The sequence below is a fragment of the Rhodovulum sp. genome, assembly GCF_011048875.1.
GTDB classification, from domain to species: Bacteria; Pseudomonadota; Alphaproteobacteria; order Rhodobacterales; family Rhodobacteraceae; genus Rhodovulum; species Rhodovulum tesquicola.
In genome coordinates, this window is record NZ_DSDD01000242.1 from 1 (window position 1) to 21,981 (window position 21,981).

General features: G+C 65.0%; 22 protein-coding genes and 2 pseudogenes. 11 read left to right on the forward strand and 13 right to left on the reverse strand.

The window, feature by feature from the left end:
• Positions 1 to 258, forward strand: a 258-nt coding sequence (locus ENN83_RS08480) for an MT-A70 family methyltransferase (RefSeq protein WP_287185940.1), incomplete at its 5' end; no start/stop codon positions are given.
• On the opposite strand, the gene ENN83_RS08485 is transcribed toward ENN83_RS08480, so the two are convergent.
• The 6 genes from ENN83_RS08485 to ENN83_RS08510 all read right to left on the reverse strand — a co-directional run bounded on the left by ENN83_RS08485 (position 168) and on the right by ENN83_RS08510 (position 6,977).
• Positions 168 to 1,283 carry a DGQHR domain-containing protein gene (locus ENN83_RS08485; RefSeq protein WP_287185941.1) on the reverse strand — a complete coding sequence of 372 codons (1,116 nt, stop codon included), beginning with the start codon at positions 1,281 to 1,283 and terminating at the stop codon, positions 168 to 170. The genes ENN83_RS08480 and ENN83_RS08485 overlap by 91 nt on opposite strands.
• On the reverse strand, positions 1,280 to 1,846 hold the full coding sequence (locus ENN83_RS08490; protein ID WP_287185943.1) for a hypothetical protein: 567 nt from the start codon (positions 1,844 to 1,846) through the stop codon (positions 1,280 to 1,282). Before ENN83_RS08490 ends, ENN83_RS08485 begins: the two co-directional genes overlap by 4 nt.
• A gap of 32 nt (positions 1,847 to 1,878) precedes the next feature.
• Positions 1,879 to 3,861 (reverse strand): aspartate--tRNA ligase, encoded by a 1,983-nt coding sequence (gene aspS, locus ENN83_RS08495; protein ID WP_287185944.1) that lies wholly within the window; start codon positions 3,859 to 3,861, stop codon positions 1,879 to 1,881.
• Between the two features lie 80 nt (positions 3,862 to 3,941).
• Entirely contained in the window at positions 3,942 to 4,541 is a 600-nt protein-coding gene (gene bchJ / locus ENN83_RS08500; protein ID WP_287185945.1) for a bacteriochlorophyll 4-vinyl reductase, read from the reverse strand.
• Positions 4,538 to 6,202: a magnesium-protoporphyrin IX monomethyl ester anaerobic oxidative cyclase gene (bchE, locus tag ENN83_RS08505; RefSeq protein WP_287185947.1), complete on the reverse strand. Its 1,665-nt coding sequence runs from the start codon at positions 6,200 to 6,202 to the stop codon at positions 4,538 to 4,540. Before bchE ends, bchJ begins: the two co-directional genes overlap by 4 nt.
• A 103-nt stretch (positions 6,203 to 6,305) precedes the next feature.
• Complete coding sequence (locus ENN83_RS08510) at positions 6,306 to 6,977, reverse strand: CPBP family intramembrane glutamic endopeptidase (RefSeq protein ID WP_287185948.1); 672 nt, start codon at positions 6,975 to 6,977, stop codon at positions 6,306 to 6,308.
• Positions 6,978 to 7,149: 172 nt separating this feature from the next.
• On the opposite strand from ENN83_RS08510, the gene ENN83_RS08515 reads away from it, so the two are divergent.
• The 8 genes from ENN83_RS08515 to ENN83_RS08550 all read left to right on the forward strand — a co-directional run bounded on the left by ENN83_RS08515 (position 7,150) and on the right by ENN83_RS08550 (position 15,883).
• Positions 7,150 to 7,983 carry a glycosyltransferase family 87 protein gene (locus ENN83_RS08515; protein ID WP_287185950.1) on the forward strand — a complete coding sequence of 278 codons (834 nt, stop codon included), beginning with the start codon at positions 7,150 to 7,152 and terminating at the stop codon, positions 7,981 to 7,983.
• Positions 7,984 to 8,002: 19 nt separating this feature from the next.
• Positions 8,003 to 8,512, forward strand: coding sequence for a hypothetical protein (locus tag ENN83_RS08520; protein ID WP_287185951.1), 510 nt, complete (start codon positions 8,003 to 8,005; stop codon positions 8,510 to 8,512).
• Positions 8,513 to 8,547: 35 nt separating this feature from the next.
• Complete coding sequence (gene carB, locus ENN83_RS08525) at positions 8,548 to 11,775, forward strand: carbamoyl-phosphate synthase large subunit (RefSeq protein WP_287185953.1); 3,228 nt, start codon at positions 8,548 to 8,550, stop codon at positions 11,773 to 11,775.
• Positions 11,776 to 11,859: 84 nt separating this feature from the next.
• Positions 11,860 to 12,261, forward strand: coding sequence for a hypothetical protein (locus ENN83_RS08530; protein ID WP_287185955.1), 402 nt, complete (start codon positions 11,860 to 11,862; stop codon positions 12,259 to 12,261).
• A 29-nt stretch (positions 12,262 to 12,290) separates the two neighbouring features.
• Positions 12,291 to 13,259: a TRAP transporter substrate-binding protein gene (locus tag ENN83_RS08535; protein ID WP_287185956.1), complete on the forward strand. Its 969-nt coding sequence runs from the start codon at positions 12,291 to 12,293 to the stop codon at positions 13,257 to 13,259.
• 67 nt (positions 13,260 to 13,326) lie between these two features.
• On the forward strand, positions 13,327 to 13,824 hold the full coding sequence (locus tag ENN83_RS08540; RefSeq protein ID WP_287185957.1) for a TRAP transporter small permease: 498 nt from the start codon (positions 13,327 to 13,329) through the stop codon (positions 13,822 to 13,824).
• Positions 13,821 to 15,104: a TRAP transporter large permease gene (locus ENN83_RS08545; protein ID WP_287185959.1), complete on the forward strand. Its 1,284-nt coding sequence runs from the start codon at positions 13,821 to 13,823 to the stop codon at positions 15,102 to 15,104. The genes ENN83_RS08540 and ENN83_RS08545 overlap by 4 nt, the downstream gene beginning before the upstream one ends.
• Before the next feature lie 8 nt (positions 15,105 to 15,112).
• Positions 15,113 to 15,883, forward strand: coding sequence for a hydroxypyruvate isomerase family protein (locus tag ENN83_RS08550; protein WP_287185973.1), 771 nt, complete (start codon positions 15,113 to 15,115; stop codon positions 15,881 to 15,883).
• 2 nt (positions 15,884 to 15,885) lie between these two features.
• On the opposite strand, the gene htpX is transcribed toward ENN83_RS08550, so the two are convergent.
• The 7 genes and pseudogenes from htpX to ENN83_RS08585 all read right to left on the reverse strand — a co-directional run bounded on the left by htpX (position 15,886) and on the right by ENN83_RS08585 (position 20,923).
• The gene (gene htpX, locus ENN83_RS08555) at positions 15,886 to 16,791 is read right to left on the reverse strand and encodes a zinc metalloprotease HtpX (RefSeq protein ID WP_287185961.1); all 906 of its coding nucleotides are present in this window, start codon (positions 16,789 to 16,791) and stop codon (positions 15,886 to 15,888) included.
• Positions 16,792 to 16,894: 103 nt separating this feature from the next.
• Positions 16,895 to 17,197 (reverse strand): annotated as a pseudogene (locus ENN83_RS08560) (AIR synthase-related protein); the annotation flags it as partial.
• Positions 17,136 to 18,032 carry a succinate--CoA ligase subunit alpha gene (gene sucD / locus ENN83_RS08565; protein WP_287185963.1) on the reverse strand — a complete coding sequence of 299 codons (897 nt, stop codon included), beginning with the start codon at positions 18,030 to 18,032 and terminating at the stop codon, positions 17,136 to 17,138. The pseudogene ENN83_RS08560 and the gene sucD, both read right to left, overlap by 62 nt.
• Before the next feature lie 12 nt (positions 18,033 to 18,044).
• Positions 18,045 to 19,217 (reverse strand): malate--CoA ligase subunit beta, encoded by a 1,173-nt coding sequence (locus ENN83_RS08570; protein WP_287185965.1) that lies wholly within the window; start codon positions 19,215 to 19,217, stop codon positions 18,045 to 18,047.
• Positions 19,218 to 19,300: 83 nt separating this feature from the next.
• The gene (locus tag ENN83_RS08575) at positions 19,301 to 20,242 is read right to left on the reverse strand and encodes an HpcH/HpaI aldolase/citrate lyase family protein (RefSeq protein WP_287185967.1); all 942 of its coding nucleotides are present in this window, start codon (positions 20,240 to 20,242) and stop codon (positions 19,301 to 19,303) included.
• Between the two features lie 34 nt (positions 20,243 to 20,276).
• Positions 20,277 to 20,486 (reverse strand): hypothetical protein, encoded by a 210-nt coding sequence (locus ENN83_RS08580; RefSeq protein ID WP_287185969.1) that lies wholly within the window; start codon positions 20,484 to 20,486, stop codon positions 20,277 to 20,279.
• 230 nt (positions 20,487 to 20,716) lie between these two features.
• Positions 20,717 to 20,923 (reverse strand): hypothetical protein, encoded by a 207-nt coding sequence (locus tag ENN83_RS08585; protein WP_287185970.1) that lies wholly within the window; start codon positions 20,921 to 20,923, stop codon positions 20,717 to 20,719.
• Between the two features lie 159 nt (positions 20,924 to 21,082).
• On the opposite strand from ENN83_RS08585, the gene ENN83_RS08590 reads away from it, so the two are divergent.
• Entirely contained in the window at positions 21,083 to 21,346 is a 264-nt protein-coding gene (locus ENN83_RS08590) for a hypothetical protein (RefSeq protein WP_287185971.1), read from the forward strand.
• A 60-nt stretch (positions 21,347 to 21,406) separates the two neighbouring features.
• Positions 21,407 to 21,981, forward strand: a pseudogene (locus tag ENN83_RS08595) (hypothetical protein); the annotation flags it as partial.

A 21,981-nucleotide genomic window follows, 5' to 3' on the forward strand; every position in this document is an offset into this window, starting at 1 on the left:
ACCCGCAAGCGCGAACATTCCCGCAAGCCGGACGAACAATACGAGCTGATCGAAAGCTGTTCCTGGGGTCCCTATCTGGAACTGTTCGGCCGCGGTGTCCGGCAGGGCTGGACGGTCTGGGGCAACCAGGCGGATGCCGACTACAAGCCCGACTGGAAGACCTACGCCTATAATTCGGGGATGGCTTCTTTCAGGTACTCGAAGAGACGCGCCTCTCCGCTCGTTCCCGCAGGAAATGTCGCAGTCGTAAATTCGTGATCCTCAAGAGGGATTGCATTAACGAAGTCAGCATAGTCTGCGGACCTCAGAACATCTTCCCCTTTTTTATCCCGTAATATTGGGTATACAATTTTGAGCGCCCTCATTAACGCTCGAAACCCATTTGTCTTTGGCAAAACGTTACCCTTCTCACGCACCTTATCCCACGACTCTGGATACCTTTGCCTAATGGCAAGGAAGAAGTTTATAACATTTGCCAGGATTAGGTCATCATCACCTGACAAATAGAATCGACGGAAAGGGAATTTCCGATCATCAACATTCGGCAACGGACGGCGGAATCCAAACCGCGACAGATGATTGCGATCTCTTAAGGGGTCATCTGATACGAACGGAAGCAGCGCCTCGACAACAGTCGCCTGCGTCAATGTCTCTCCACTCCTACCCTCTGTAGCCACCCCCAATCGCTTGATCCTCTTATGGAACGGGCTTTCCTCCATTCGATCAAGTGAGACGGCTACCTTGTGGCAAACCTTCTGAGGTGTTTCTTTCTTCTCATACGCTAGCAAATCATATGCCAGGCTGCGGTTCACCTTAGTCTGGGCCAGATTCACCGTTGCAAAAATTGTTGACTTGGTCTGCATGTCCGGACCAACGAAGATGCAAACCGGAACCTCGAAATCTTCACCCTTGAATGCCTTCAACCCTTCAATCCGATGCTGGCCGTCGATAATTACAGCTATATCCTCACCATTACCCCCCTGCTCGGAAAAAAGAGAAAGAACTCTTTTTTCCACATCATACTCTGCACTACGCGAGTCTACAGCGAGGATCACCGACGTCGGAAAAGTCGCATCATATGAATTGACGTAATTACGAATCTCTTTCATCCGAGATGGATTCAAACGCCTTTGTATTCCGATATATTCATCAAACTCGCCGTCTTTAAGTCTTCGAATATCGGAAGAAGACACGGCAATTAGATTGCTGCGATCCATAACACAAAGATAAAATTCCCCTATAGGCTGCGAGATGGAAAGGGCTGGAAAAGAGAATTTTGTCATCCTATATTCTTCCTCGCCTTCTTCGTCATTTTCCGACGCTCCTCATCTCCTTCGAGTCTTTCGAGATCAGCTTTTCTCTCCTCAATGTTTCTTTTCTCGAACAACGCCAGAAGCCAGGTGACCATTAGAATAACCAAAAGCCCAGATGAATAGCTCTGTACAAATGAATTTGGGTTTCCGCTCGACAAACTAACCATTGGCGGTATCAGGGCCGCAAAGAAAATAACCAAGAGGGGAATTACGATTCCGGTGAAAATTACACGTGTACGATTCTTGATGATTTTCATCTCAAGAACAAAAAACACAATCGCCGAACCAAGAACGCCGGTAGAGTATGTAAAAACATCTTCGACTGAGTATATGGAAAATATATCTTCGAGAAATGTTGTAGCCTCAAGGTCTTTTTCGTCAGAACCCGCCCTTGAAATCAACGCAGCAATAAGAACGGGAAGCTGAGAAAACAGAACTATAAGAAACGCTTCCAGCAGAACATATCCGCACTTACGCCAAAAAGACTTGACGCTAGACCAAAATGACCGCTTTTCGAATGCTTCCTCTGACATGCCGCGAGGTTGAAGGAACTTGAGCTCTGAAATCAAGCCCCTTCATCGCCCTCCTCGGGGATCACCCTCAGCCGCAACTCGCGCAGTTGCTCGTTCGTGGGCAGCGTGGGCGCCCCCATCATCAGGTCCTCGGCGCGCTGGTTCATCGGGAACATGATGACCTCGCGGATGTTCATCTCGTCGGCCAGCAGCATCACGATCCGGTCGATGCCGGCCGCACAGCCCCCGTGCGGCGGCGGGCCGAAGCGGAAGGCGTTGACCAGGCTGGGGAACCGGCTGCGCACCTCGTCCTCGGCATAACCGGCGAGGCTGAACGCCTTGAACATGACGTCGAGGCGATGGTTGCGGATCGCGCCCGAGATCAGTTCGTGGCCGTTGCAGGCCAGGTCGTACTGATAGCCCAGCACCTCCAGCGGATCGCCCTCCAGCGCCGCCATGCCGCCCTGGGGCATCGAGAACGGGTTGTGGCTGAAGTCGATCGCGCCGGTCTCGGGGTCCTTTTCATACATCGGGAAATCGACGATCCAGGCAAAGGCAAAGCGGTCCTTCTCGGTCAGCCCCAGTTCCTCGCCGATCACGTTGCGCGCACGCCCCGCCACCGATTCAAAGGTCGAGGGCTTGCCGCCGAGGAAGAAGGCGGCGTCGCCCTTGCCGAGACCCAGTTGCCGGCGGATCGCCTCGGTGCGCTCGGGGCCGATGTTCTTGGCCAGAGGGCCGGCGGCCTCAATCGGGCTGAAGTATAGATCTGTGAGGCGTGTCGCCTCGTCATAATGGCCGTTCGCCAATGCGTCGCGGACCTTTTCGGCACCCTCTCTGGCAAGCATTGCTTCCCCGAAAAATTCATCCACACCAATATCTTCGCCGCGTTCGGCAGCAGCCTTTGCGGTTTGGATGACGTCAATGAAACCGTCACGAATTCCAGGATCTTGGCGCTCGCGCCAGAAGATGTAGCCCATCCCCGGCAACCCTTCCTTCTGGGCGAAGGCGTTCATGCGGTCGCAGAACTTGCGCGAGCCGCCGCCGGGCGCCGGTATCGCGCGGATTTCGGTTCCCTCCTGCTCCAGCAACTTGGCGAAGATGGCAAAGCCCGAGCCGCGGAAATGCTCGGACACGTCCTGCATCTTGATCGGGTTGCGCAGATCGGGCTTGTCGGTGCCGTACCAGCGCGCGGCATCGGCATAGGAGATCTGCGGCCAGTGCTGGTCGACCTTGTGGCCGCCGCCGAATTCCTCGAACACGCCCGCGATCACCGGCTGGATCGTGTCGAACACGTCCTGCTGGGTGGCAAAGCTCATCTCCATGTCGAGCTGGTAGAAATCGGTGGGGCTGCGGTCGGCGCGGGGGTCCTCGTCGCGGAAACAGGGCGCGATCTGGAAGTAGCGGTCGAAGCCCGAAACCATGATGAGCTGCTTGAAGATCTGCGGCGCCTGCGGCAGCGCGTAGAACCGCCCCGGATGCAGCCGCGAGGGCACGAGGAAGTCGCGCGCGCCCTCGGGCGAGGACGCGGTGATGATCGGCGTCTGGTATTCGCGAAAGCCCCTGTCCCACATCCGCCGCCGGATGCTGGCCACCACGTCGGACCGGAGCTTCATGTTGGCCTGCATCCCCTCGCGGCGCAGGTCGAGGTAACGATAGCGCAGGCGCGTTTCCTCGGGGTAGTCCTGATCGCCGAAGACCATCAGCGGCAGTTCCTCGGCGGCGCCCAGAACCTCGATGTCGCGGATGAAGACCTCGATCTCGCCGGTGGGCAGTTTCGGGTTCACCAGGCTTTCATCGCGCGCCTTCACCACACCATCGATGCGGATGCACCATTCGCTGCGCAGCTTTTCCGCCGCGGCAAAGGCGGGGCTGTCGCTGTCGGCCAGCACCTGGGTCACGCCGTAATGGTCGCGCAGGTCGATGAACAGCACGCCGCCATGGTCGCGCACCCGGTGCACCCAGCCCGACAGGCGAACGGTTTCGCCGACATTGGCCTTGGTCAGCTCGGCGCAGGTATGGCTGCGGAAAGGGTGCATCGGGCGATCCTTCGGGATTGGGACAGGTCCGCGCCGATACACCCCCGATGGGGGCCGAAGTCAAGGGGAGGCAGGACCCCTCAGCCCCGGGTGATCTCGAACCGGCAGCGCGGGGCGCCGGTCGCGGCGCAGGCGGTTTCGCGGGTGCGCAGCCGCTTGTCCACCAGCGTCTGGAACAGCCGGTCGAACACCGCCTCGTGCCAGCCGCAGATCGGATGCGGGGCATGTTCGCCCCGGATCAGCGGGCTGTCGGTCAGTTCGAACACCAGCGGCCGGGTCGAGACCACGCGGAACGCGCCCGATCCGGCAAAGGTCCAGCTATGCTTGGCGATCGCCTTGGCCAGCACCGGCGCAGCCAGCGCGGGCGGCAGCGCCTTCAGCAGCTTTTGCGCAAGCGGCGGGATGCGGTGGGCAAGGATATAGTCGCCGGTCCGCGCCCCCGCCTCCCGCAGGAGGTCGGGCGCGCGGCCGGGCAGGCGGCGGCGCAGCGCATGATGCATGGCGGCGGCCGGGCCCTCGTCCATGAGGCCGGTATCCGACGGGGGCGCATCAAGGCCCGCCGCCTCAAGCATCTCGTCGCGAAGCGCCGCTCCGCCCGCCGCCTCCAGCACAGGGAGAAGCTGGAGAACGGCATTCGGTCCGATCCGGCCGGAACCATGGCCGGACAGGCTGTCCTTCATCTTGCGTCTTCCAGTTGCTGGTCACCGCCGCCGCAGACCCGCGCCTCGGCCGCCTGCTTGGCCGCGTTCGCAGCCGCGTCGTCAGTCGGCATCTTGAACGAGGCGTCCCTGGACTTGCGCTTGGCCGCGGCCTGCGCCGCCTTGTCGGCGTTCGACACCCAGTCGTCGATCTGCGCCTGGGCGGGCTGGCGGGTCATGTCGAAGTCGAACTTGACCTTGTTCTTGGATTGCGGACCCCAGTAGTTGTTCTTGCCCAGATCGTAGAAGGTCCGCCCGACGCCCGCCTTGAGGAACGCCTTGAGGCAGCCCAGCAGGTAACGCCGACGGAACCCGGTGCCGCGCCACGGATAGTGGAACAGCGCCTTGCGCATGTAGAACCGGCGGTAGTTGTTCATCACCCGGTCCAGAAGCTCGGCACGGTCCATCGCCTCGGGCTTCATGATCGGGTTCACGAAGTTGTAGCGCGAGTAGTCGAAGACCTCGACCTTGTTGTGCAGTTCCTGGAAGAGCGGCGTGAACGGCCACGGCGTGTACATCGCCCAGTTCGCCAGATCCGGCTGCCAGTCCCAGCAGAGCTGGAAGGTTTCTTCCAGCGTCTCCGGGGTCTCGTTGTCGAGGCCCACGATGAACTGCGCCTCGGTCAGGATGTCGGCCTCGCGCAGCAACTGGATCGCGCGCTTGTTGTCCTCGACCCGGGTTTCCTTGTTGAACTGGTCAAGCTTCAGCTGCGCCGCGGCCTCGGTGCCAAGGCTGATATGGACGAGCCCCGCCTTGCGGTAGAAGGGCAGCAATTCCTCGTCGCGCAGGATGTCGGTCACGCGGGTGTTGATGCCCCATTTGACCTTGTCCGGCAGGCCGCGGTCGATCAGTTCCTGACAGAAGGCAATGAACTTCTTGCGGTTGATCGTCGGTTCCTCGTCGGCGAGGATGAAGAAGCCGACGCCGTGCCGGTTCACCAGGTCCTCGATCTCGTCGACCACCAGTTTCGGGTCACGGATGCGGTAGTCGCGCCAGAACTTCCACTGCGAGCAAAACGAGCAGGTGAACGGGCAGCCGCGCGCCATGTTCGGGATGGCCACCTTGCAGTTCAGCGGGATGTAGATGTATTTTTCCCAGTCGAGAATGTCCCAGTCGGGCTTCAGCGCATCGATGTTCTTGATCGTGGGCGCGGCGGGGGTGGCGACGATCTCGTCACCGTCGAGGAAGGCCAGACCCTTGATCTCGCGCCGGTTTTCCGGCCATTTGCCATCCCGGATCGCGTTCATCAGCTCGACGACGATCTCTTCGCCCTCGCCGCGGACGATCACGTCAACCCAAGGCGCCTCGGACAGGACCTGCTTGAACATGAAGGTGGCATGGATGCCGCCCAGCACGCGCACCGCGTTCGGCACTTCTTCCTTGGCGATTTCCAGCAACCGCTCGGCGGCATAGATCGAAGGCGTGATCGAGGTCGTGGCGACGACATCGGGCCGCAATTCCTTCAGTTGCGCGCGAACCACATCCTCGGAGAGGTTGTGCGTCATCGCGTCGATGAAGGTGATGTCTTCATATCCCGCAATCCGCAGCGAGCCCGTGAGGTATGCCACCCAGGCCGGCGGCCAGTTGCCCGCAATCTCGGCACCGCCGGACCTGTAGTTGGGATGCAAAAAGACAATGCGCATGGATCGACTCCCCTGTTTCGCGGGACAACATGACACATCCGCTGTCAACCTGAATTGACACAAGTCAAATCGGTGTCAGCTTTGCCAGTCACCCGTTAACAGTTCAGAACGGGCGCTCTATGTTGCCGGAATAAAAGAACATTCCCGGCCCTGCGGCGAACACGATCCAGCCCGCAACGCTGTGCAGCACCACCGCCATGGGAAAGTTCCGGCGGGATTCGCAGGCCCAGGCAAAGGCGATTCCGCCGCAGAAGGTCATCGCCGCCACGATCCAGCTCCAGAACATCAGATGCGCCAGCGAGAACAGCGCGGCGTTCAGGACGATCGCGGGCCACAGACCCGGCAGAAGCGGCCCGTAGCGCCGGAAGAAGAGTGGGCGGAATACGATCTCCTGCGGCAGCGCCGAAAGCGGCGGGTAAAGCAGCATGACCGCTACGAACAGCGCCGGCTGCTCGCGCGGCAGGATCAGCGCCTGCTCGGGCGCATGCAGCGCAACGACCGTCCCCGCCACCGCAGCGGTCAGCAGCGCGAACAGCCCGACCGCGCGCCAGCCGATCCGGTCCAGCCCGCGGACAAGCCCGGACCAGCGGAACCCTTCGGTGACATGCAGCAGCACAAGCCCCAGCGCGGTCACGCCGAACAGCGCCGGAAACGGCGCCGAAGGCGGCAACAGGAACGCCATGACCAGCGGCGCAGCAAGGAAAAGCGCACCGAACTCCGCCCAGAGCCGGGCGCGCGAGGGCACGCGCTTTTCCATCCGCAGGCTTTCGGTCATCGCCCTCTCCGCCGCACCGCCCGCTCCCTGCACCATGACCTGGCTGCGATCCCACCAGGTCTCCAGTCCGGGCCGGACCTCCCGCCATCACATTGCCGCATGCCGGGTCTGTCCGCGCGAAAGGAATTGTAAAGGCGCGCCGTTCTACGCTGTCACTTCTTTCTCACGGCGATTGACAGGCAGATATTTCGCATGTTCCGGACAAGGACCGCCACCGCGCCGCCCCCCCCTTTCGGCAAGCATCCTGCGGGCTGCCCCCATCGTTCCGGGCACGACGGTCCTGGGCCTCGCCATCCTCGGCTTCCTCGACATTCCGCGGATTTCGGGCGATCTGCTTCCGCTCTGGCTGGCAGGACAGGCCTTCGCCGAGGGCACGGCGGGAGAGGTCTATGCCCCGGTCGACCCCGTCTTCCGCATGCTGCCCCCCGACAGCTGGGCCGAGCGGGCGCGCGCGGCGGGCTATGAGGGGTTCGTCTATCCCTTCGTCTACCCCCCGCTCTGGGCCTGGGTCTTCGGGCTGATCGGGCGGATCGCCGACTTCCAGGCGCTTGCCGGGCTGGCCAGCATCGTCAATCCGGCCCTGCTTCTGGCGACCTGCCTGCTGGCATGGCGGGCCAGCGGCGCGCCATCGGGCGTCCTGCCCCATGTCGCAGTCGCGCTGGTGCTTCTGCTGATGACGCCGGTCGGCGTGATCGCCATCCTTCAGAATCAGGCCCAGATCCTTGTTGCCTTCCTGGTCGTGCTGGCGCTGGAGCGGACGCGCGCGAACCGCCCGGTCAGCGCGGGCGCGGCGCTGGCGGCCTCGATCAAGCTGTTCCCGGCGATCTTCGCCCTGTTCTGGCTCGCCTCGGGCGAGCGGCGGGCCTTCGCCAGCTTTGCAGCCATGGGGCTAGGGCTCGGCCTGATGTCGCGCCCGTCGCAGGCTGGCCGCTGCATGCCGAGTTTCTGGCGCAGTCTCGGCAATCGGGCGGACCGGCTTCTTCAGCCCGCTCTCGTTCAGCCTTGACGGGGTGCTGGCCAAGTACATGACCGGGGCGCCGATCGAGGTGTTGCTGGGCCATACCGCCCCGACCGCAGACCTGCCGCGCGCGATCACGGTGGCCGAAAAGGGCCCGCTGCTCGTTCTTGCCGGACAGGCGGCATTCGCGGCACTGACCGCGGGCTTTGTGCTCGCGATGGCCCGGGCCGGGCAGACAGCACGTTACGCCGCGCTCTGGCCCGCCGCGCTGACGCTGTTCCCGCTGATCGGACCGATCGCCTGGGGCTACTATTTCATTGCCGCCACCGCCTTCGCCCCCACCCTGCTGTCACGTCTCGGCATGGCCCGGGGCGCGGCCGTGCTGATCGTCGTGTTCGGCCCGATCCATGTCTGGGCACTGCCGGGAATGCAGGCGCTCGGAACCGATTTCCAGCGTCTCGGCGCTGTGCTGTTCCTGATCCTCGACCTCGCGTTCCTCGTCGCGGCCCGGGCGGGACCGGAACGCAGCGGAAAAACCTCAGCCCCGCCCTTGCGCACCCCCGGCGCTTGTCTATAACCCCCAGCAATTTGCCAGCCCCGGGGGAAAGACCCATGCCGAAGAGAACCGATATCAAGTCCATCATGATCATCGGCGCGGGCCCCATCGTGATCGGCCAGGCCTGCGAGTTCGACTATTCCGGCGCCCAGGCCTGCAAGGCGCTGCGCGAGGAAGGCTACCGGGTCATCCTGGTCAACTCGAACCCCGCCACGATCATGACCGATCCGGGTCTGGCCGACGCCACCTATATCGAGCCGATCACCCCCGAGGTCGTCGCGCGCATCGTCGAGAGGGAACGCCCCGACGCGCTGTTGCCGACCATGGGCGGGCAGACCGGGCTGAACGCCTCGCTCAAGCTCGCCGACATGGGGGTGCTGGACCGGTTCGGCGTGGAACTGATCGGCGCGAACCGGGCGGCGATCGAGATGGCCGAGGACCGCAAGCTGTTCCGCGAGGCGATGGACCGGATCGGGCTGGAAAACCCCAAGGCCACCATCGCCAACAGCATGGAGGAATGCATCGCAGCCCTCGACCATGTCGGCCTGCCCGCGATCATCCGCCCGGCCTTCACGCTTGGCGGCACCGGCGGCGGCATTGCCTATAACCGCGAGGAATTCGTACATTACTGCAAGACCGGCCTCGACGCCTCGCCGGTCAACCAGATCCTGATCGACGAAAGCCTGCTGGGCTGGAAGGAATTCGAGATGGAGGTGGTCCGCGACAAGGCGGACAACGCGATCATCGTCTGTTCCATCGAGAACGTCGATCCGATGGGCGTGCACACGGGCGATTCCATCACCGTCGCCCCCGCGCTGACGCTGACCGACAAGGAATACCAGATCATGCGCAACGGCTCCATCGCCGTGCTGCGCGAGATCGGCGTCGAAACCGGCGGGTCGAACGTGCAATGGGCGATCAATCCCGAAGACGGGCGCATGGTGGTGATCGAGATGAACCCGCGCGTGTCGCGCTCCTCGGCGCTGGCGTCCAAGGCGACCGGGTTCCCGATTGCCAAGATCGCGGCGAAGCTTGCCGTGGGCTATACGCTGGACGAGTTGGACAACGACATCACCAAGGTCACGCCCGCCAGCTTCGAGCCGACCATCGACTATGTCGTGACCAAGATCCCGCGCTTTGCCTTCGAGAAGTTTCCGGGCGCCAAGCCCGAACTGACCACCGCGATGAAGTCGGTGGGCGAGGCCATGGCCATCGGCCGGACCATCCACGAATCGCTGCAAAAGGCGCTGGCCTCGCTGGAAACCGGCCTCACCGGGTTCGACGAGATCGAGATCGAGGGCGCGCCGGACCATGCGCAGGTCGTGGCCGCCCTGTCCAAGGCCACGCCCGACCGGCTGCGGGTGATCGCGCAGGCAATGCGGCACGGGCTGTCGGATGACGACATCCATGCCGCGACGAAATACGACCCCTGGTTCCTTGCCCGCATCCGCGAGATCGTCGAGACCGAGGAAAAGCTGCGCAAGGACGGCCTGCCCGTGACCGAAGACGGCCTGCGCAAGCTCAAGATGATGGGCTTCACCGATGCCCGTCTTGCCCAACTGACCGGCCGGGACGAGGATCAGGTGCGCCGCGCCCGCCGCGATCTGGGCGTCACCGCCGTCTTCAAGCGCATCGACACCTGCGCCGCCGAGTTCGAGGCACAGACGCCCTACATGTATTCGACCTATGAAACGCCCGTGATGGGCGAGGTCGAATGCGAGGCGCGGCCCAGCACCCGCAAGAAGGTGGTGATCCTGGGCGGTGGCCCCAACCGGATCGGCCAGGGGATCGAGTTCGACTATTGCTGCTGCCATGCCTGCTTTGCGCTGACGGATGCGGGCTATGAGACCATCATGGTCAACTGCAACCCCGAGACGGTGTCCACCGATTACGACACCTCGGACCGGCTCTATTTCGAGCCGCTGACCTTCGAGCATGTGACGGAGATCCTGCGCGTCGAGCAGGAGCGCGGCACGCTGCATGGCGTGATCGTCCAGTTCGGCGGCCAGACGCCGCTGAAGCTGGCCAATGCGCTGGAGGCCGAGGGCATCCCGATCCTGGGCACCACGCCCGACGCCATCGACCTTGCCGAGGACCGCGAGCGGTTCCAGGCGCTGGTCAACCGGCTGGGGCTGAAGCAGCCGCATAACGCCATCGCCACATCCGCAGCGGCGGCGGTCAGGGCGGCCGGGGACATCGGCTTCCCGCTGGTGATCCGCCCCTCCTATGTCCTGGGCGGCCGCGCGATGGAGATCGTGCGCGACATGGCGCATCTCGAACGCTACATCGCCGAGGCGGTCGTGGTCTCGGGCAAGTCGCCGGTCCTGCTCGACAGCTACCTGTCGGGCGCAACCGAGATCGACGTGGACGCGCTGTGCGACGGCAAGGACGTGCATGTGGCCGGCATCATGCAGCATATCGAGGAGGCGGGCGTCCATTCCGGCGACAGCGCCTGTTCCCTGCCGCCCTATTCGCTGGCCCCCGAGATCGTCGCCGAGCTGAAACTCCAGACCCGCGCGCTGGCGCTGGAACTGGGCGTCGTGGGGCTGGTGAACGTGCAATTCGCGGTCAAGGATGGCGAGATCTACCTGATCGAGGTGAACCCCCGCGCCAGCCGCACGGTGCCTTTCGTCGCCAAGGCGGTGAATTCGCCCATCGCATCCATTGCCGCGCGGGTGATGGCGGGCGAGAAGCTGGCCGATTTCGACCTGGTCGATCCCCAGATCGAGGGTTTCGCGGTCAAGGAGGCCGTGCTGCCCTTCGCCCGCTTCCCCGGCGTCGATACGCTCCTGGGCCCCGAAATGCGCTCTACCGGCGAGGTGATGGGCTATGACCGCACCTTCCCGCGCGCCTTCCTCAAGGCGCAGATGGGCGCGGGCACGCATCTGCCGCATGAGGGCACGGTGTTCCTGTCGATCAAGGATGCCGACAAGACGCCCGAGCTGCTGGAAACCGCGCAGGTCCTGACCGAACTGGGCTTTTCCATCCTCGCCACGCGGGGCACGGCGAAATTCCTGGCCGAGCACGCGATCGCGTCCGAGATCGTCAACAAGGCCTATGAGGGCGGGCGCACCATCGTCGACGTGATGAAGGACGGGCTGGTGCATCTGGTGATGAACACCACCGAAGGCGCGCAGGCGGTCGAGGACAGCCGCTCGATGCGCACCGTGGCGCTGATGGACCGCATCCCCTATTTCACCACGGCCGCAGGCAGCCATGCCGCCGCATTGGCCATGAAGTCCCGCGAAGAGGGCGAACTGAGCGTCGTCAGCCTTCAGGAGTAGCCTCGCCGGGCGCCCGCGCAGGCGATTGACACACCGGCCATTGGATGCGAGCCTCCCGCCGCAATCATGTGGAGGATGCAGGGCGTGAGGATCGCGATCACCGGCGCGGCCGGGTTTCTGGGGCAGATGCTGGTCACGGCCCTGTCCGTGCGCGACACGCTTGCCCTGAATGGCGAGCAGCGCCGCATTTCAGCGATCATCGCCAATGACATCTCGGCCGAACCGCTTGACCGGCTGGCCCGGCTGCGCCGCGTCCATGCCCTGCCCGGCGCCTTGTCCGACCCCGCCACGCTGGCCCGGCTTGCCGGACCCGAGACCGCCGCCCTGATCCGCCCCGCCCCCGACCCCGCGACCGAGGCCATCGTCGCAAGCTGGCCCGGCGGGATCGACACGCCCCGCGCCCGCGCGCTGGGCTTTGCACCCAATGCCGATTTCGCCGAACTTCTGCGCGAACACATGGACCGCAGGGGCGTAGCCGCGGCCTGAAAGACCGGAAAACCCAAGAGAGGAGACCCATGAAACACGTCCTGATCGGCACCATCGCCGCGCTTGCGCTGACCACCGCCGCCGAGGCCCAGCAAAAGATCGTGGTCGGCCATTCGCTGTCGCCCACCTCGCATTACGGCGTCGGCGCGCAGGCCTTCATCGACACGCTGACCGAGCTTTCGGGCGGCGCCTTCACCGGCGAACAAGCCCCCGCGGGCCAGCTGGGCGGCGAGCGCGACATGATCGAGGGCTTGCAGATCGGCTCGATGGACGTGGTCATCACCTCGACCGGGCCGCTGGGCAATTTCGTGCCCGAGATCTATGCCCTCGACCTGCCGTTCCTGTTCCGCGACTACGACCACGCCCGCAAGGTGCTGGATGGCGAGATCGGGCAGGAATTGCTGGCGAAGATCGGCGAGAACACCCTGGTGGGGCTGGCCTGGACCGAGAACGGCTTTCGCCATGTGACCAATTCCCAGCGCCCGGTGCGCACGCCCGAGGACCTGCAGGGGCTGAAGCTGCGCACCATGGAAAACAAGGTCCACATGGCCGCCTTCACCGGCATGGGCGCGGCCCCCACGCCGATGGCCTTCCCCGAATTGTTCGGCGCGATGCAACAGGGCGTCGTGGACGGGCAGGAAAACCCGATCACCGTCATCACCGCGGCCAAGTTCTGGGAGGTGCAGAAACACGTCTCTCTCACGGGGCATGTCTATTCCCCCGCCGTCGTGCTGGCCTCGCCCGCGCTTTATGACGGGCTCAGCGACGAACAGAAGGACTGGTTCCTCCAGGCCGCCCGGGCATCCGCCGCCGCAACCCGGGCCGAGGTCAACCGGCTGGAGGAAGAAGGTGTCGCCATGCTGATCGAAAACGGGATGGAGGTCATCACCGAGATCGACAAGGCCCCCTTTGCCGCGCTGGCCGAGCAATCCTCCTATGCCGTCTATACCGACCAGTACGGCACCGGGATGGTCGAGCGGATCAAGGCGGTCGAGTGAGCCCGCACCCAACGGCCCGGCCCGGCGCAGCCCCCTGCGCCGGTGTTGCGGCAGGCCGGTTCGCGCCATGACCCTGTTCCTGCGGATCGAGGCGGTCACCACTCGCATCGCGCTGTGGCTCGCGATCCTGTTCCTGCTGATCGCGGCCGCGCTTGCGCTCTATCAGGTGGCGGCGCGTTTCGTCTTCGGCACGCCCTCGACCTGGTCCGAGGTGGTCACGCGCTCCGCGATGATCTGGTCGGTCTTCCTGGGCGTCGCACCCGCCTTTCGCGAAGGCGCGATGATCGCGGTCGGGATCGTCCAGACCGCCCTGCCCCGCCGCCTGGGCCGCTCGCTTTACCAGCTGTCGATGATCCTGACGCTGAGCTTCTTTTCCATCCTGCTCTGGCAGGGCTGGGCCATGACCGGCCGGGTGATGCGCCAGAAGCTTGCCGCGCTCGATATTTCCATCGCCTGGGTCTATGCCGCGCTTCCCGTGGGCTCCGGCTTCATCCTGATCGCCGTTCTGGGCTGCATGATCCGCGCCTGGCAGGGCATCGACGACCCGCTGGAGTCCCCCCGATGAACGCAGCCCTTGCCCTGTCGCTGGCGATCCTGTTCCTGCTGGGCGTGCCCATCGCGGTTGCCATCGGCCTGGCCTCGGTGATCGGGATCGAGGTGCAGGGGCGGCTGCCGCTTCTGCTGGTGGCGCAGCGGATGTTCACCGGGCTCGACAGCTTTCCGCTGATGGCGATCCCGTTGTTCATCCTGGCGGGCAACCTGATGTCGGCGGGCGGCATCTCGCATCGGCTGGTGGAACTGGCGAAATCCATCGTGGGCGGCATACAGGGCGGGCTTGCGGCCTCCTGCGTGCTGACCTGCATGCTGTTCGCCTCGGTCTCTGGCTCATCGGTCGCGACGACCTTTGCCATCGGCGCGATCCTGATCCCGGCCATGGTGCGCCATGGCTATCCCGCCCCCATGGCGGCCTCGGTGCAGGCCAGTTCCGCGGAACTGGGCGTGCTGATCCCGCCCTCGATCCCGCTGATCCTCTATGGCGTCTCGACCGATACCTCGATCGGGCAATTGTTCCTTGCGGGCATCGGCCCCGGCCTGCTGGTCGGCGGTGCGCTGATGGCGCTGGTGCTGATCCTGTGCCGGATCCGCGGCATCGGGCGCGAAGATGGCGCCGACCGCCCCCGCCTTGGCCCCGCACTCTGGGCGGCGCTGCCCGCGCTGATAGTGCCGGTGGTGATCCTTGGTGGCATCTATTCCGGCATCTTCACCCCGACCGAGGCCAGCGCCGTCGCGGTCGCCACCGCCCTGATCGTCGGCATGGGGGTCTACCGCGACCTGCGGCTGCGCGACCTGCCGGGCGTGCTGAAGAAAACCGTCATCGCCACCTCGGCGATCATGCTCATCATCTCGGCCGCAGCGCTGTTTTCCTTCCTCGTCACCCGCTCGGGCCTGCCGAACGAGATCGCGGCTTGGTTCCGGGATGTCTTCGAAAGCCGCATCGCCTTTCTGCTGGCGGTGAACCTGCTGCTTCTGGTGGTTGGGATGTTCATCGAAACCTCGGCCGCGATCCTTGTTCTGGCCCCGATCCTTGCGCCCATTGCGGTGGCCTATGGCGTGGACCCGGTGCATTTCGGGCTGATCGTGGTGGTGAACCTGGCGCTGGGGATGATCACGCCGCCGCTGGGCGTGAACCTGTTCGCCGCCTGCGCGGTGGCACGCCTGCCGGTCGAAAGGATCATTCCCCAGCTTCTGTGGTTCGTGCTGACCGTGTTCGCCGCGCTGATGGTCATCACCTATGTCCCCGCGATCACGCTCTGGCCGGTCGAGATGCTGATGCGGGGACGCTGATGGGGCGGCTGCGGTTCTCGGCCAATCTGGGCTTCCTGTTCACCGACCTGCCCTTGCCGCAGGCGATCCGCGCCGCCCGGGACGCGGGTTTCGACGCGGTCGAGTGCCATTTCCCCTATGCGGTTCCGGTGGCCGAGGTGGTGGCCGCGCTGGCCGGGACGGGGTTGCCGATGCTCTCGCTCAACACGCCCCCCGGCGAGCGGGCGAGCGGCGAATTCGGGCTGGCCGCCCTGCCCGGCCGCGAAGCGCAGGCCCGGGCCGGGATCGCGCAGGCGCTGGACCATGCCGCAGCGACAGGCGCGGACGCGGTGCATGTGATGGCGGGCATCACCCACGGCGCGGCGGGGGCCGAGGCGGCATTCCGCGCCAATCTTTCCCATGCCTGCGACCTGGCCGCAGGCCGGGGCATCACGATCCTGATCGAGCCGCTGAACCCGCGCGATGTGCCGGGCTATCATCTGGCCAGCCTCGATCATGCCCTGCGCATCGTCGCGGCGCTGGATCGGCCGAACCTGAAGATCCTGTTCGACTGCTATCACATGCAGATCACGGGCGGCGACCTGCTGACCCGGTTCCGCGCTGCGCGCGACCGCATCGGCCATGTCCAGTTCGCAGGCGTGCCCGACCGGGCCGAACCGGATCGGGGCGAGGTGGATTTCCGCTGGCTGCTGTCGGAATTCGCGGCCTCAGGCTGGACCCGCCCCTTCGGCGCGGAATACCGGCCGCGGGGCGACATCGCGGCCGGTCTGGGCTGGCTGTCCGACTGGCGCGGGGGCTGAAATCAGCCCCAGGGCCCCACGGACGGCCCGCGCGGGGCCGCGCCCCAGGGCGCGCCGCCACCCGCACGCGACGCGGCCCCCGCCATCGCGCGCAGCGCCGCGATCCGGTTCTCGGTCGCGGGGTGGGTCGCGAACAGGTTGTCACGCTTGTGGGCATGCAGCGGGTTGATGATGAACATATGCGCGGTTGCCGGGTTCCGCTCGGCCGCGTCATTGGCGATCCGCGCTGCCCCCACCTGGATCCGCTCCAGCGCCGAGGCAAGCCACAGGGGCTGGCCGCAGATCTCGGCCCCGGCCTTGTCGGCGGCATATTCCCGCGTCCGGCTGATCGCCATCTGCACCAGAGCCGCGGCCATCGGCGCAAGGATCATCAGCGCGATAGTGCCTATCGGCCCCATCCTGCTGTCACGCCCGCCGCCGAAGAACAGCGCGAAATTCGCCAGCATCGTGATCGCACCGGCAAAGGTCGCCGTCACCGTCATGATCGCGGTGTCATGGTTGCGGATATGGGCCAGCTCATGCGCGACAACGCCGGCCAGTTCCTCGCGCGAGAGCGTCTGCATCAGCCCCGTGGTCACCGCCACCGCCGCATTCTCGGGGTTGCGGCCGGTGGCAAAGGCATTGGGCTGCGGCGTGTCGATCAGATAGACCGCAGGCACCGGCATGTTCGCGTTGCGCGCCAGATCCGCCACCATCTGCGAGAGCCCCAGCCGGTCGTTCGGGCCGACCGGCTGGGCGTTGTGCATCCGCAGCACCATCTTGTCGGAATTCCACCAGGTAAAGGCGTTCATCAGCGCCGCCACCACCAGCGCGATGGTCGCCCCGCCGCTGCCGCCCAACAGATAGCCGATCCCCATGAACAGCGCGGTCATCGCCGCCATCAGCATCGCAGTCCGGAAATAGCCCACGGCTCCGATCCTCCATCCTGGCGCCCTTCTCGGGCGCGGTTGCCAGGAAATATAGGAGCCGCGGGCGGCCGCGCAATCGGGCCTGGCGCAGGATCAGGCCCCGGCCCTCGGCCACCCGGCCCACAACGCCCGCGCGCTCGAAGCCGTGGGCGGCGAACACCGCCAGCACGTCCGCCTCGGCGTCGGGCGCGCAGGCAACCAGCAGGCCGCCGCTGGTCTGCGGGTCGGTCAGCAGCGCGCGCTCGGCCTCGGCGAACCCCTCGGGCAGCGTCACCTCGCCGCCATAGCTTGCCCAGTTGCGCCCTGAGGCGCCCGTCGCGCAGCCCCGCGCCAGCGCCCCGCATTCAGGCGGCCACGCGCCTTGCCAGCACATCGGCCATGGTCTGGCCCATGGCGGACGGGTTCGGCGCGACCGTGATGCCGACCGCGGACAGGATTTCCACCTTCTCCTGCGCGCTTTCCCCAAAGGCCGAGATGATCGCCCCGGCGTGGCCCATCTTGCGGCCCTTGGGCGCAGACAGCCCGGCGATATAGGCGACCACGGGCTTGGTCATCTGCGCCTCGACATAGGCCGCGGCCTCAGCCTCCTGCGGGCCGCCAATCTCGCCGATCAGCATCACGGCATCCGTATCAGGATCGGCCTCGAACAGTTCGAGGATATCCTTGAAGGACGAGCCGTTGATCGGGTCGCCGCCGATGCCCACGCTGGTCGATACCCCGATGCCCAGTGCCTTCATCTGGCTCGCCGCCTCGTAGCCCAGCGTGCCCGAGCGGCCGACGATGCCCACCCGGCCCGGCATGTAGATATGCGGCGGCATGATCCCCATGAAGCCCTTGCCGGGCGAGATCACGCCCGCGCAGTTCGGCCCGATCAGCTGCATCTTCTTCTCGCGCGGATAGCGGCGCAGGAAGCGTTTCACCCGCATCATGTCCTGCGAGGGGATGCCGTCGGTCACGCTGACCGCGGTGCGGATACCGGCATCCGCCGCCTCCATCATCGCATCCGCCGCAAAGGGCGGCGGCACGAACAGCAGCGCCGCCTCGGCCCCCGTCGCCTCGACCGCCTCGCGCACGGTGTTGAAGACGGGCCGACCCAGCACCGTCTCGCCCCCCTTGCCCGGCGTCACGCCCGCCACGACATTGGTGCCGTATTCAATCATTTCCTCGGCATGGAACTTGCCGATCCGGCCCGACATGCCCTGAACCAGGACCTTGGTGTTCTCGTCGATCAGAATGGCCATGGGTCTCCTCCCTCAGGCGGCTTTCTTCGGGCGCGCGGCCACGGCCTTTTCGGCGGCCTCGGCCAGCGTCTCGGCAGTGATCAGCGGCAGGCCGGATTCGTCGATGATCTTGCGGCCCTCATCCACATTCGTTCCCGCAAGGCGCACCACCACGGGCAGGGTCAGCCCCTCGGCCTTGTAGGCTTCGACCACGCCTTTCGCGACCCAGTCGCAGCGGTTGATGCCCGCGAAGATGTTGACAAGGATCACGCTGACATTGGGATCCGACAGCACCGTGCGGAAGGCGGTCATCACCCGTTCGGGGCTGGCGCCGCCGCCGATATCCAGGAAATTCGCAGGCTCGCCGCCCGACAGCTTGATCATGTCCATCGTCGCCATGGCGAGGCCCGCACCGTTGATGATGCAGCCGATATCGCCATCGAGCCCGACATAGGCGAGGCCATTGTCATGGGCCATCGCCTCGCGCGAATCCTCCTGGCTGGGGTCGCGCAGCGCAGCGACCTGCGGGCGGCGATAGAGCGCATTGGTGTCGAAACTCATCTTGGCGTCCAGCGCCACCAGATCGCCCGCGCCGGTGATGACCAGCGGGTTGATCTCGACCATGGTGGCGTCAAGGTCGCGATAGGCGCGGTAGCAGGCCCGGACCGCCTTTACCATCGGGCCGATCTGGTCGCCCATCAGCCCCAGCCGGAACGCCAGTTGGCGGGCCTGATACTCGACCAGACCATGGGCAGGATCGACCACCACGCGCACCAGGCTGTCGGGGTCTTCCTCGGCGATCTCCTCGATCTCCATGCCGCCGCTGGACGAGGCGACGAGCATGATGCGCTCGGACTTCCGGTCGAGCACGAAGCCCAGGTAAAGTTCCTTGGCGATATCGGTGGCTTCCTCGACCCAGAGCCGATAGACGCCCTTGCCGTTCTGGTCGGTCTGGCGCGTCACCAGTTGCCGCCCCAACAGGCCCTTGGCGAAGTCGTAGACCTCATGTTCGGACTTGCAGAGCTTGACGCCGCCCGCCTCGCCACGACCGCCCGCATGGACCTGCGCCTTGACCACCCAGCCGGTCCCACCCAGTTCGCGGGCGCGGAACGCCGCCTGTTCGGGGCTGTAGGCCAGCCCGCCGCGCGGCACCGGCACGCCGAAGCCCGCGAGGATTTCCTTTGCCTGATACTCGTGAATATCCATGATGCATCTCCCTGAGGGCGATTTAACAGACTTCGTTCCGTTACGGCAAGCGGGGACCCGCGCCCGACACAGGCCCCTGCCGCTCAGGCCTTGGCCGCGATCACCTGCGCCACGGTCAGGATGTTCTGCGCCATCTTCTCGGACGCCGCGTCGATCATCTTGCCGTCGAGCGAGGCCGCGCCGCGGCCCTCGGCCTCGGCCTTCTTCAACTCCTCGATGATCCGGCGCGCGCGGGTCACTTCGGCCTCGGGCGGGCTGAACACCTCGTTGGCCAGCGCGATCTGGCTGGGATGGATCGCCCATTTGCCCTCGCAGCCCAGCGCCGCGGCCCGCCGTGCACCGTCCTTGTAGCCCTCGGGATCCGAGAAATCGCCGAAGGGACCATCGACCGCCCGCAAGCCATAGGCCCGGCAGGCCACCACCATCCGGCTGATCGAGGCATGCCACTGGTCGCCCGGATAGTTCGGGTTCAGCCCGCCGATATTCACCGTGCGCGCGCGCATCGAGGCCGCGTAATCCGCCACCCCGAAATGCAGCGCCTCAAGCCGGCCGCCAAAGCGGGCGATGTCCTCGACATTGGCCATGCCCAGCGCCGTTTCGATCAGCGCCTCAAGGCCCACGCGGGTCTGGTATCCCTTGCCCTGCTCGATCTGGTTCACCATCGCCTCGACCATGTAGAGGTCGGCAGGCACACCCACCTTGGGCACCAGCAGCGTGTGGACCTTGTCGCCCGCCTGCTCCATCACGTCGACGACATCGCGGTACATGTAATGCGTATCAAGCCCGTTGATCCGCACCGAGACCGTCTTGCCCTTGGCCGCCCAGTCGATGTCGTTCAGCGCCTGGATCGCGTTCCTGCGGGCCTGCTCCTTTTCGGGGGGGGCGACCGCATCCTCGAGGTCGAGGAAGACGTAATCGGCCTCGCTTTCGGCGGCCTTCTCGACCATCGTGGGGTTCGAGGCCGGGACCGCGAGTTCGGACCGCTGCAGGCGTTGCCGTCTAAGCGGGTGCAGGGTGTGGCTCATACCTTGTCTCCGTTCTGGAGGTTTCTGACCTGCCTCATTCGGCGGCGATGTTCATTCGGGCCGACGGGGCGTTCCCGGCATAGCATGTCTGGGCGGCGGCGCCACCCGAACCGAACGCGATCCTGGCGCCTGCGGCGGCAAGCGACAGTTCCGCCAGCGACAGCGCGGTCAGGCACATCCCCTCGTTCAGATCGCCCAGGTGGCCGATGCGGATCACCTCGCGCGCATCCACGTCCGAGGTCACGCCGGTCGCGGTCTCGTTATGGGTGACGAAGGCCGCCTTGATCTCGCCCTTTCGGTCGGCGCCCAGGCGGCGGGCATATTCCTTGACCGGTCCCGCCCCCAGGGCACGTCGATCACCTCGACATCGAGGCCCAGCCGTTCCGCCATCTCGACCCAGAGATGCGAGAACTGGCCAAAGCGCGACATCAGCACCTTGTCGCCGGGGTTCAGCGTGTTGGTGATCGCCGCCTCTCACGCACCCGTCCCCGAACCCGGGAACAGGAAGACGGTGCCGGTTTCGGTGCGGAAGACCCGTTTCAGATCGCGGGACAGCCCCGGCGTCAGGTCGCCGAAATCGGGCGCCCGCATGTCCTGCATCGGCACGTTCGTGGCCTGTCGGACGGGTTCGGGAATGTTCGTGGGGCCGGGAATGAACAGATGGGTCAAACCGGTCTTCATGTCGGGATCCTCCTCGCGCGCCTGATCCGCGCCCTCACCCGCGCCGACTTGCCCACATGTCAAGCCAAAGGAGAAACGAATACGGGTCCTGCTGTGAACGCGAGATTTTACATTTTCACGAAGTTGTGAAGATGTGAAATCGACGCGCCGGGCGGGCTGTTGGAAAAGAACGAACGCAGCGTGTCCTTCGCGGTCATGCTGCAGCTGTCCGAGACCTATGGCATCGACTGGTGCGATATCGCCGAGGACGAGGACACGACCGTTCTGGCCGATCTGCGCGCGACGGTGCAGGATCCGCTGTTCGACAGCCGCCGCCCCGACCTTGCGCAACTGCGCGCAGCCCAGGCCCACAGCCCGGAACTGGTGGCCCGCTTCCTGCGATTGCACCGTGCCTATCTTGCCGCGACCGACCGGCTGCTCTAGGTCACTGATGCCTCGCGCGAGGATGGCGAAGCCCTGCTTGCCTCCTCGCCCGAGGCGGTGGTGCACGACGACTTCCGGCGCAAGCGCAACCATTTCGCCGAGCTTGAAACCGCCGCCGAAACCTTCTGCGAGGGGCTCTGCATCGCCTCCGACGACCTCTATCGCGCGCTCAAGGCCCGGTTGCGCGATCGGCTGGGCCTGAAGGTGTGCGTCGTGCCGGTGGACGATCTGCGCCAGGGGCCGCGCGCTACGAAACCTGAGCCCGGGTCCGCCCCCGGAGCGGCGGCCGCGCACCACGATCAACGAAAGAAGGATGTCAATATTTTTACAAACTACGTCACCTTCGTGGTTAGCGCCTTCACAATTTTACAAATGAACCGGCATTGCATCGTTGATTCTTTACAGACTTTGGTAAATGCCAAAAACGTGAGGGCCGGTGACGCTGCGGCGTCTTCCGGTCGGCAGGAGAAGGAGACCGAGACGATGAACGTGACAGCGCCCGGGGACGATACCGACAAGCTTTACGCTCCGTCTTCTGATTTTGTGCGTTCTGCGCATGTTGACGGGGCGTTGTATGCGCAGATGTATCGCCGGTCGGTGGAGGATCCGGAAGGGTTCTGGGGGGAGCATGGGCG